Below are 10469 nucleotides of genomic sequence, written 5' to 3' on the forward strand. Positions count from 1 at the left end.
AGAGGGCAGATAGTGATTACGCCGTCCAGGTATCGATGATCAGCGCGCCCTCGCGGCGCATCAGCAGGCGCAGGTCCATCACGTCCAGCGGGTTGATCGGGCGGATGCCCTCGATCAGCGCCTTCTCGGTCTGCCCGTAGAGCGCCTGCAGGGCGAAGCGGCAGGCGTAGACCTCGCCGCCCTCGGCCATGAACGCCTTGATCTGGTTGTTCACCGCGAGGTGGCCGGGGAAGGCTTCGGCGCCGAGGGTCGGGAAACCGCGCTGGACGCCGAGCTGCACGCCCGGTCCGTAGAGCAGCACCTTGGTCTCGAAGCCTTTGCGCAGCAGGCGCTTGGCCTGGAGCATGTTGACCAGGCCGATGGAGCCTTCGAAGGCGATGGTGTGAAAGGTAAGCAGGGCCTTCTCGCCCGGTTCGGCCTTGACGTCCTCGAAGACCTTTTCTTCGTAATTCACCAGGAAGTCGCCGTCCTGATACTGGGCAATGTCTACGCTTGGCATGGTCCGTTTCTCCGTTATGGGTGGGCTCGACAGTGATGACTGCGGCTGCAACGGAACAGAGCGAAGCGCGTGCCAGCTTTTTTGAAATAAAAACTAATGTTTATTTATCAATAACTTGCCAATCTGATACGGTTTTCTGAGGCCTTTCTGATGCTGTCCTCGCGGTACGCAATCTCGTATAACTACGAGAATTCGTAGGCATCGAGCACGAGAACTCGTAGCGATGAACGCAGCGGAACCCGATTACCTCTCCGGCTGGGCCGACATGGCCTACGCCTCGCGGCACATGGTCTTCGAGCATTGTCCGGAAGCCATCGTCCAGTTCGATCCGGTGGCCAACCGCTTCGTCGACCTCAACATCGCCGCCTGCAAGCTGTTCGGCTATCCGCGCCAGGAAATGCTCGAACTGACCGTGACCAGGCTGTTCGGCCATCAGCTCGCCGACCTGATCGTCTTCACCCAGGCGGTGATCGAGGAGGGTAAGGGCTGGAGCGACGAGCTGAGCTGCGCCTGCAAGAGTGGCGAACGCATCGAAGTGGAGGTGTCCGCCACCTGCCTCAGGCTCAAGGGCACCCAGTACCTGATCCTGGTGCTGCGCGAACGCAGCGCGCAGCGCTATTTCCTCGACCAGGCGCAGACCGAGCGGACCATGCGCGGCGGGCTGATCGAGTGGCGCAACATCCTCAACCTGTTCCAGGAAACCGAGCGCGACAACCAGTTGCTGCTCAGCGCGGTGGGCGACGGCATCTACAGCATCGACAGCGAGGGCCTGGCTACCTTCGTCAACCCGGCGGCGGCGCGCATGCTCGGCTGGGAACCCAGCGAGATGATCGGCAAGAACATCCACCGCATCCATCACCACAGCCACGCCGACGGCAGCCACTACCCGGTGGAGGACTGCCCGATCTACAAGGCGGTGCACGACGGGCTGATCCACGAGGGCCGCCAGGAAGTCTTCTGGCGCCGCGACGGCAGCATGTTCCCGGTGGAATTCACCAGTACCCCGGTGATCGCCGACGGACGCATCGTCGGGTCGGTGGTGGTGTTCCGCGACATCACCGAGCGGCGCAGCACCGAGGCGCAGCTGCACACCGCGCTGACCGAGTTGCAGGAGCTCAAGCAGCGCCTGGAACAGCAGAACGCCTACCTCCAGGAAGAGATCCACATCGAGCACAACTACCGGGAGATCGTCGGCCAGAGCGAGCCAATCCTGAAGATCGTCAAGCAGATCGACGTGGTCGCGCCTACCGACGCCAGCGTGCTGATCCACGGCGAGTCCGGCACCGGCAAGGAGCTGATCGCGCGGGCCATCCACCAGGCCAGCCGCCGCGCGCAGAACCCGCTGATCCGGGTGAACTGCGCGGCGATTCCGGCCGAGCTGTTCGAGAGCGAGTTCTTCGGCCACGTGCGCGGTGCCTTCACCGGCGCGCTGCGCGACCGCGTCGGGCGTTTCGAGCTGGCCGATGGCGGCACGCTGTTCCTCGACGAGATCGGCGAGATTCCGCTGGAGCTGCAGAGCAAGCTGCTGCGCGTGTTGCAGGAAGGGCAGTTCGAGCGGGTCGGCGAGGAGCGCACGCGGCGCGTGGACGTGCGCATCGTCGCCGCCACCAACCGTGACCTGCGCGCCGAAGCCGAGGCCAAGCGCTTTCGCGAGGACCTGTACTTCCGCCTCAACGTGTTCCCGATTCATTCGCCGGCGTTGCGCGAGCGGCCCATGGACATTCCGCAACTGGCCGCGCACTTCCTCAAGCAGGTCGGCCAGCGCCTGAACATGCCCGGCCGGCGCCTGCGCAAGTCCGACATCGAACGGCTCCAGGCCTACGCCTGGCCGGGCAACATCCGCGAATTGCAGAACGTCATCGAGCGGGCGCTGATCACCAGCGAAGGCCTCGACCTGCGCATCGACCTGCCGACCGGCGCGGCGGCGCGCGCGGTGGTGGCGACCGAGCCGGAAAGCCCGGCGGTACCGGCCGGCATTCTCACCGACGCCCAGCTGCGCCAGCTCGAGCGCGATAACCTGAAGGCGGCGCTGCAGGCGGCGGGCGGGCGGCTGTTCGGCAAGAATGGCGCCGCCGAGCTGCTCGGTCTCAAGCCGACCACGCTGGCCTCGCGACTGAAACGGCTGGATCTGGGTTGAAGGCCGGCGCGCTGCCGAAGGCTCAGGCCTGGGCCGGGCACACCTGGTTGCGGCCCAGCTGCTTGGCGAGGTAGAGCAGGCGGTCGCAGCGGGCTACCAGATCCTCGGGGCTCTGCACGCCCTCGTCGTGCGACAGCGCCACGCCGACGCTGATGGTCAGGCGCTCCTGGGCGTCGGGGCGATGTGGGTGGGGGATGTCCAGCTCGGCGACCTGATCGACCAGCCGTTCGGCGATGCTGCGCAGTTCCTCGGCGTCGCTCACCTGCAACAGGATGGCGAACTCCTCGCCGCCGTAGCGGAAGGTCTGCGCCTGCCCGTGGCGCAGGGTCTCGACCATGCTGCGCGCGACTTCCTGCAGGCACTGATCGCCGGCCTGGTGGCCGAAATGGTCGTTGAAAGCCTTGAAATAGTCGATGTCGACCAGCAACAGGGCGAAGCCCCGGCCGTGCGCCTGCTGCATCGTCCAGCTTTCCGCCAGGCGCTGGTCGAAGGCGCGGCGGTTGCCGACGCAGGTGAGGGCGTCGGTGGCGGCGAGTTGTTCCAGGCACTGGTTGAGGGTGGACAGTTCCGCCTGCTGGCGACGCACCTCGACATCGGCGAGAAACGCCTGGCGCACGTTGCGCGTACTGGTCCAGCTGATGAACAGACTCAGGCAGAGCACCGGCAGATAGACCAGGAGGAACACCAGCGCCGCACGGGAGTCGTCGGGGCTCAACTGCACGACGCTGGCCAGGATCACCGCACTGATCGCCAGCGAACAGGCCAGCGCGCCGCCGAAGGATACCCGCGCGCCCATGTTGCACAGCACGATGAAAGCGATCGAGGCGTAGATGAACGTCGGGATGTCCGGCGACTGGCTGTGCTTGAGCAGCTCGAACCAGGCGGCGGTGCAGATCAGCGTGTGCAGCGGCAGCAGCAGGTCCATCAGCAGGATGCTCTGGCCGAAGCGGAAAAGCAGGTAGATGTTGCACAGGCCGATGGCGACGAGAACCACGCGCATCAGCAGTGAGAGCAGGGCGACGTCCGGGATGATGACGGCGTCGACGGCGGCGTAGGACAGATAGGCCGCGGCGGCGATCAGGTTGATCGCGATGAGGAACGAACGGCAGTGCTGGCGGACGTAGTCGTCGAAGGCAGAACGCAACTCGGCGGGAATCGCCTGCGTCGGCCGGCTGCCGGGTACGCTCTTCGGGAGTTCGAGTCCGTTCATGGGGGAATTGGCGCCTGTTCCGGCCCGTTAGGTGCAGCGAAGGATTGTACGGTCGGGCCGCGCTCAGCGTCCAGATGCCGCACCGGCGCTAGGGTGCGGCCTGCACTGTCGCCTGCAACCCCTCTGAAGCATAGGGCGGGTGGATTTCAGACGTATTGCAGGGCCGCGTCCGGCGTTCCTCCGAGCGCATACATAACATATACTTTGGGACAAATCGCAGAGCGGAAATGCCGTGACCTCAGTACCCACGAACGCCCCGGAAAAACTCGGTGAACTGGCCTATCAGACGTTGCGCCGGATGATCCTGGAAAAGGCCCTGCGCAGCGGCGGGCCGGTAGTCGAAGGCCGCCTCATCGAAGAGTTGAACATCTCGCGCACGCCGCTGCGCGAAGCGCTGCTGCGGCTGGAAGGGGAAGGCCTGCTGGTGCGCGCCGGGGCGCGGTCCTATTCGGTGCGCTTCGTCAGCGCGCAGGAGTATTTCCAGACCATGAAGGTCCGCGAGCTGCTGGAGACCGAGGCCATCGGCCTGTCCATCGGCAAGATCGACAAACGCGTCATCGAGCAACTGGTCAAGAAGCTCAAGTCCCTCGGCAAGGGCCAGCAGGAGCCGGCGCACTGGCAGATCGACGACCAGGTCCACACCATGTACGCGCAGGCGTCGGGCAATCCGGTGCTGGCCAGGCTGATCGAGCAGGTGCGCACCCATAGCCGGCTGTTCGAGCTGGTCAGCCCGTTCAACCGCATCGAGGAGGACCGCGCCGAGCACCTGGCGATCCTCGAGGCCTACCTCTCCGGCGACGCCGATGCCGCCCGCGCCGCCGTGCGCACCCACCTGCAGAACCTGCGGCTGTTCGTCCTCGACCGCATCAGCGAAGGCGCCTAGTCGCCGCTCCGCTGGCGGGCTTCGGCCCGCCGTCATCCATCCCTCGTCGTATCGCCCGCCAGGGCTACTCAGCCTGCCGGCTTGAGCAGCTCGGCGAGGGAGATGGCGAGCGTCTGGGTGGCGATGCGCAGGTCTTCCAGCGACACCCGCTCGTCCGCCCGGTGGCCGTTGGCTTCCAGCAGCGTGCGCGGGCCGGCGCCGTAGATCACCGTGGGAATGCCTGCCTCGCAGTACAGCCGCGCGTCGGTGTAGAGCGGCACGCCTTCGGTGGGAATCGAGTGGCCGAGAGTCAGCTCGGAGGCCTGCTGCAGGGCTTCGGCGAGGCGCCCGGCACCGTCGATCTGGTAAAGCGGCGTGGTCACCAGGATTTCCTTCATCTCGACGCTGATGCCCGGCAGCCCGGCCACGCTGCCAGCGATCAGCGCCTTCACCTCGGCGAGCACGGCTTGCGGGGTTTCCTCAGGAATCACCCGGCGGTCCAGGCGCAGGGTGACCCGGTCGGGCACCACGTTGGTGTTGATCCCGCCCTCGATCAGGCCGACCACCAGCGTCGGGTGCTCGATACCGCGGGTTTGCGAGCGGGTCTGGCTCAGCGTGTCGCGGTAGGCGTAGAGCGCCGTGAGCACCTTGTTCGTCGCCTCCAGGGCATCGTGGCCGGTGTCCGGGCGGGCGGCATGGGCGGACTTGCCGCGCACGGTCACTTCCAGGTGCACCGCGCCGTTGTGCGCAGTGGTGATCGAGTGAGTGAAGCCGGCGCAGATGGCGAAATCGGGTTTGACGATGCCCTGCTGCAGCAGCCACGCCGGGCCGACCAGGCCGCCGGCTTCCTCGTCGTAGGTCAGGTGCAGCTCGACGCTGCCGGCCAGCGGGGCGCCGGATTCGATCAGCGCCTTCAGGGCGAAGGCGTAAGTGGCGAAGTCCGACTTCGATACCGCGGCGCCGCGCCCGTACATCATGCCGTCGCGGATCTGCGCGCCATACGGGTCGCAGCTCCAGCCATCGCCTGGCGGAACCACGTCGCCGTGGGCGTTGAGGGCGATCACCGGGCCGTCGCCGAAGCGCTGGCGGATCACCAGGTTGGTCACGCTGAGCATGCCGGCGGCGTGCACCTCGGCCTGCGGAACCGCATGCCGCTCGACGTTGAAGCCGAGCGCCTCGAGGGCTTGCGCGGTGAGTTCGGCATGCTCGGCGCAGTCGCCGGCGGGGTTGTCGGAAGGGCGCCGTACCAGGTCGGCGAGGAACTCGACCTCGGCCTGGAAGTGCTGGTCGACGCTGTGGCGCAATTGGGTGACGAGGGGACTCTGATTCACGCGGGGCTACCTGAAAGAGGGATCAGTGGCGAAGGATCTTGCCGACGAAGTCGCGCGCACGCGGCTCCTGCGGGTTGTCGAATATCTGCTGCGGCGAGCCGCTTTCCACGACCAGGCCGTCGGCCATGAACACCACCTTGGACGAGACCTCGCGGACGAAGCTCATTTCGTGGGAGACGATGAACATCGTGATGCCTTCGGAGGCGAGTTCGCGAATGGTGTCGAGCACCTCGGTGACCAGCTCCGGATCGAGCGCGGCGGTGACCTCGTCGAGCAGCAGCACCTCGGGTTTCAGCGCCAGCGCGCGGGCGATGGCGACGCGCTGCTGCTGGCCGCCGGAGAGTTCGTCCGGGTAGGCCTTGAGGCGATGCGCCAGGCCGACGCGGGTCAGCAGGCGGATGGCGTCGGCTTCCACCTGCGCCTTCGGCCAGCCCTTGATGCGGGTCGGGGTGATCATCACGTTTTCCAGCACGGTCATGTTCTGGAACAGGTTGTACTGCTGGAAGACGATGGCGATGGACGAGCGCAGTTCGCGCACCTCGGCCTTGTTGGCGTAGTTCACCGACTTGCCGTCGAGGCGCACCGTGCCCTGTTCGGGCGGCAGCAGGCCCATGAGAACCCGCAGCAGGGTGCTCTTGCCCGAGCCGGAGGGCCCAATCAGGCTGACGATCTCGCCTTTCTCGACGGACAGGTTGATATGTTCGAGTACCTTCTGCGACCCGTAGGAAGCCTTAAGGTCGACGATTTCGAGTTGCGGCAAGAGAGTTCTCCAGGCGCTTACCTAAGCGCGACAGCGGGTAAGAGATCAGGAAATACAGGACCAGAACCGTCCCGTAGACCAGCGCGGCCGAAAAGCCCTTGTTGGTGAGCACCTTGCTCGCCGAGGTCAGCTCCATCACGCCGATCTGCGAGGCCAGCGCGGTGTCCTTGATGAACATCACGAAGAAGCTGAAGGTCGGCGGCACGATGATCGGCCAGGCCTGCGGGACGATCACGTGGCGCAGGCTTTCCAGGTAGCTGAAGTTGAGCGTCTGCGCGGCTTCCCACTGGTTCTTGTGCACCGACTCCAAGCCGCTGCGGATGATCTCGCCGAGGTAGGCGGCGGCGATCAGGCAGACGCTGACCAGCGCCACGGAGAAGGTCGACAGCTCCAGCTTCGACGACTGGCTGGCGAAGAACACCAGCATCAGCGTGACCAGGAACGGAATCCGCCGGAACAGGAAGCAGTAGGTGAACGCCGCCGCGCGCAGCGGCGCGAGGGCCAGCGACTGGGTCATGCGCAGGATGGCGATGACGAAGCCGGCGACGAAACCGGCGAAGCAGCCGATCACCGAGAGCAGGAAGGTCGCCGCCAGCCCCTTGAGCAGCAGCACGACGTTGTAATAGGAAAACAGCTCGGCCAGGTGGAAGTCGGACATCAGAAGGCCTTTATCTTGGCGCGGAACAGGTAGCGCCCGGCGCTCGCCAGGACCAGCGTGGCGATCAGCGTGATGGCGATGTAGAGCACCGCGGCGATGGAGAATGCCTCCACCGACAGGTAGGTCTGCGAGCTCAGGTTGTAGGTGCGCCCGGTGAGTTCTTCGACCCCGAAGATCGAGGCCATCGAGGTGCCCAGGGTCATCACGATGAACTGGTTGGACAGGGGCGGGAACATCACCTTCAGCACGTGCGGGAGGATCACGTGGCGGATGATCTGCGGTGTCGAGAAGCCCAGCACCTCGGCGGCCTCGATCTCCATCTGGCGAACCGAGTCGAAGCCGGCGCGCTGTATCTCGCAGAGGTAGGCGCCGGCGTTGAAGGTCGCGCCGATCAGCACCGCGGTGAACGGCGAGAGCGTCACGCCGATCTCCGGCAGGGCGAAGAACAGGAAGTAGATCTGCACCAGTTGAGGGGTGTTGGTGGCGAAGATCACGTAGGCGCTGACGATCCTGCGGGCGAACCGCGGGCCATAGCGCAGCACGGCCGCGCAGAGCAGGCCGATGAGCATGCCGAAGGCGAACGCCAGCACGGCGATCTGCAGGCTGATCCAGGCGCCGCCGAGCAGATAGGGCCACTGCTCGAGCAGGGGTTGGAAATTCAGGGTCATCGCAAGGGTTTACTCGACGGATGAGACGACGCCCGCTGCGGATGGCGGGCGTCGTCGTCTGTTTCAGGAAGCGCTACTGGGCGGCAGCGGGCGCGGCGGTCGGATCATGCAGCATCGCGCTGCCGAACCACTTCTTCCAGCTTTCGGCGATGAAGCCGGACTTGTGCAGCGTAGCGATCTCGCTGTTCAGCCGCGCGGTGAGTTCGGTGTTGCCTTTCTGCACGCCGATGCAGTCGTAGTCGACCTCGATCGGTGCATCCACCACGCGCCATTTGGTCGAGTAGTTCTTGGTGTAGCTGAGCATGAAGTCGAGCACGTCGATCAGCGCGTCGGCACGGCCCTGGGCGATGGCGCGCACGGCATCCGGGTAGTTGTCGAGGATCAGCAGCTGGGCCTTGGGAATCTTCTCCTGGATCAGCTTGACCGGCGTGGTGCCGCGCACCTGCACCAGGCGCACCGCCGGATCGTTGAGCTCTTCCCAGCTCTTGTAGGGTTTTTCCTCGGTGGTGAGGATGCCCAGCACTTCGGTGTTCACCGGGTCGGTGAAGTCGACCACCTTGAGGCGGTCGGCGTTGCGCGTCATGCCGCCCATCACCGCGTCGATCTTGTCCGAGAGGATGAAGGGCACACGGTCGTTCGAGCCGATCGGCACCAGCTCCAGTTTCACCCCCATCGAGTCGGCGATCTTGCGTGCGACCGAGACATCGAAGCCGGAGATCTCGTTCTTCTCGTCGTACACGCCCAGCGGCGGCAGGTTCGGGTTGACCCCGACGATGAGCGTCTTCGATTGCATGATCTCGTCGAGCGAGCGGGCGCTGGCGTTCATCGAGCCGAACACTGCGCAGGCGATGAGCCCTGCAGTCAATAAATGGCTAAGGGCTTGGGGTCGCTTCATGTGCTAACTCCTTGGAGGGATCGGCTGGGCCAGGGCGGAAGAGGCGCTTCGTTCGCTGGAATCTATCGTTCGCGTATTTTGCGTATACGGAACATATACGATAGCATGGCGTAAGACTTGTCAAGCGGGGCCGGTTCCAGGGCCCGCCAATACCGGGATACGCCATGCAAGATGCAAACCGTGGGGTCGTCGTCGATTTCCACTTCGAGGGCCGCCGCTACTCCGCCCGCGCCGGCCAGAGCGTCGCCGCGGCACTCTTCGCCGAAGGCGTGCGCGGCCTGCGCGAAAGCCCGCGCGAGCAGCAGCCGCGCGGCATGTTCTGCCTGATGGGCTCGTGCCAAGAGTGCCTGGTGATGGTCGACGGCCGCCGCGTGCTGGCCTGCCAGACCAAAGTCAGCGAAGGCCTTTCGGTGAGCCGCGTGGCCGAGGTCGGCCTGCATGACTGACTACGACCTCATCGTGCTCGGCGCCGGTCCGGCCGGCGTCAATGCCGCGCTGGCGGCGTCCGCCGCGGGGCTGCGCGTCGCCCTGTTCGACGAGAATCGCGCGGCGGGCGGGCAGGTCTATCGCGCGCCGGCGTTCGCCGGGATGACCGATGACAGTGCCGAGCGCCAGGCCGGCGACGCCTTGCGCGAGGCCTTGGCGCAGAGCCGGGTGAGCGCCTTCCTCGGCCATCAGGTGTGGGCGGTGACCGCCGACTTCCAGGTCGACGCGGTCGGCCCGCAGGGTTCGCTGAGCTGCACGTCGCGGGCGTTGATTGTCGCTTCTGGAACCACCGAACGCGTCGTCCCGTTCGAGGGCTGGACCACGCCGGGGGTGATCGGGCTGGCCGCTGCCACCATCCTGCTCAAGTCGCAGAAAGTCCTGCCCGGCAAGACCACCCTGGTGGCCGGCTGCGGGCCACTGCTGGCGGCGGTCGCGGCCGGCACGCTGAAGGCCGGTGGCGAACTGCGCGGCATCGTCGACGTGGCCGGTTTCGGCGACTGGCTGCGCGCGCTGCCGGCGATGCTGGCGCGCCCGGACATCCTGCGCCAGGGCCTGGCCTGGGCCTGGGCGATTCGCCGTTCGCGAACTTCCCTGTACGCGCGGCATACGCTGGTGCGGGTCACTCCCGAGGGCGAGCGCCTGCGCGCCGAGCTGGCGCCCTGCGACCGCGCCGGGCGTGCCTTGCCCGGCGAACGCAAGCAGGTGCTGGTGGATTGCGTGGCGGTCGGTCACGGGCTCACGCCGTCCACCGAGATCACCCGCCTGCTGCATGCCCGGCACCGTTATTCGCGCAAGGCCGGCGGCTGGGTCGCGATCACCGACGATTGCGGGCGGACTTCCCGCGAGCGTCTCTATGTCGTCGGCGACGCCGCCGGCATAGCCGGTGCCGCGGCCGCTGCGGAACACGGCACGCTGGCGGGTCTCGCCTGTGCAGGCGAGCTGGGCGCGGCGGCCGGGTCGCTC

11 protein-coding genes are annotated in these 10469 nt (G+C 66.2%); 4 read left to right on the forward strand and 7 right to left on the reverse strand.

Features of this window, described 5'->3' with window-relative positions; genetic code table 11:
- Positions 1-16: 16 nt before the first annotated feature.
- Positions 17-499: an MSMEG_0572/Sll0783 family nitrogen starvation response protein gene (locus tag B2X67_RS20095; RefSeq protein WP_090223720.1), complete on the reverse strand. Its 483-nt coding sequence runs from the start codon at positions 497-499 to the stop codon at positions 17-19.
- 223 nt (positions 500-722) lie between these two features.
- Between B2X67_RS20095 and B2X67_RS20100 the strand changes: the two genes are divergently transcribed.
- Positions 723-2636 carry a sigma 54-interacting transcriptional regulator gene (locus B2X67_RS20100; protein ID WP_286786582.1) on the forward strand — a complete coding sequence of 638 codons (1914 nt, stop codon included), beginning with the start codon at positions 723-725 and terminating at the stop codon, positions 2634-2636.
- 22 nt (positions 2637-2658) lie between these two features.
- Here the strand turns inward: B2X67_RS20100 and B2X67_RS20105 are convergent, their stop codons facing one another.
- A complete protein-coding gene (locus B2X67_RS20105; RefSeq protein WP_286786583.1) occupies positions 2659-3846 on the reverse strand; it encodes a GGDEF domain-containing protein in 1188 nt (395 codons plus the stop codon).
- A gap of 232 nt (positions 3847-4078) precedes the next feature.
- Between B2X67_RS20105 and B2X67_RS20110 the strand changes: the two genes are divergently transcribed.
- Positions 4079-4729 (forward strand): GntR family transcriptional regulator, encoded by a 651-nt coding sequence (locus tag B2X67_RS20110; RefSeq protein ID WP_286786584.1) that lies wholly within the window; start codon positions 4079-4081, stop codon positions 4727-4729.
- Positions 4730-4797: 68 nt separating this feature from the next.
- On the opposite strand, the gene B2X67_RS20115 is transcribed toward B2X67_RS20110, so the two are convergent.
- The 5 genes from B2X67_RS20115 to B2X67_RS20135 all read right to left on the reverse strand — a co-directional run bounded on the left by B2X67_RS20115 (position 4798) and on the right by B2X67_RS20135 (position 9020).
- Positions 4798-6039 (reverse strand): ArgE/DapE family deacylase, encoded by a 1242-nt coding sequence (locus B2X67_RS20115; protein ID WP_286786585.1) that lies wholly within the window; start codon positions 6037-6039, stop codon positions 4798-4800.
- Positions 6040-6061: 22 nt separating this feature from the next.
- Complete coding sequence (locus tag B2X67_RS20120; protein ID WP_090223711.1) at positions 6062-6799, reverse strand: amino acid ABC transporter ATP-binding protein; 738 nt, start codon at positions 6797-6799, stop codon at positions 6062-6064.
- Entirely contained in the window at positions 6771-7457 is a 687-nt protein-coding gene (locus B2X67_RS20125; RefSeq protein ID WP_282339230.1) for an amino acid ABC transporter permease, read from the reverse strand. The genes B2X67_RS20120 and B2X67_RS20125 overlap by 29 nt, the downstream gene beginning before the upstream one ends.
- On the reverse strand, positions 7457-8125 hold the full coding sequence (locus tag B2X67_RS20130; protein ID WP_282339231.1) for an amino acid ABC transporter permease: 669 nt from the start codon (positions 8123-8125) through the stop codon (positions 7457-7459). The genes B2X67_RS20125 and B2X67_RS20130 overlap by 1 nt, the downstream gene beginning before the upstream one ends.
- 73 nt (positions 8126-8198) lie before the next feature.
- Positions 8199-9020 carry a transporter substrate-binding domain-containing protein gene (locus B2X67_RS20135; RefSeq protein WP_090223705.1) on the reverse strand — a complete coding sequence of 274 codons (822 nt, stop codon included), beginning with the start codon at positions 9018-9020 and terminating at the stop codon, positions 8199-8201.
- Between the two features lie 164 nt (positions 9021-9184).
- On the opposite strand from B2X67_RS20135, the gene B2X67_RS20140 reads away from it, so the two are divergent.
- On the forward strand, positions 9185-9466 hold the full coding sequence (locus B2X67_RS20140; RefSeq protein WP_286786586.1) for a (2Fe-2S)-binding protein: 282 nt from the start codon (positions 9185-9187) through the stop codon (positions 9464-9466).
- Positions 9459-10469: NAD(P)/FAD-dependent oxidoreductase (locus B2X67_RS20145; RefSeq protein ID WP_286786587.1), on the forward strand; the 1011-nt coding region annotated here is incomplete at its 3' end. The genes B2X67_RS20140 and B2X67_RS20145, both read left to right, overlap by 8 nt.

The organism is Pseudomonas sp. UBA3153 (genome assembly GCF_002364635.1).
Classification (GTDB): domain Bacteria; phylum Pseudomonadota; class Gammaproteobacteria; order Pseudomonadales; family Pseudomonadaceae; genus Pseudomonas_O; species Pseudomonas_O kuykendallii.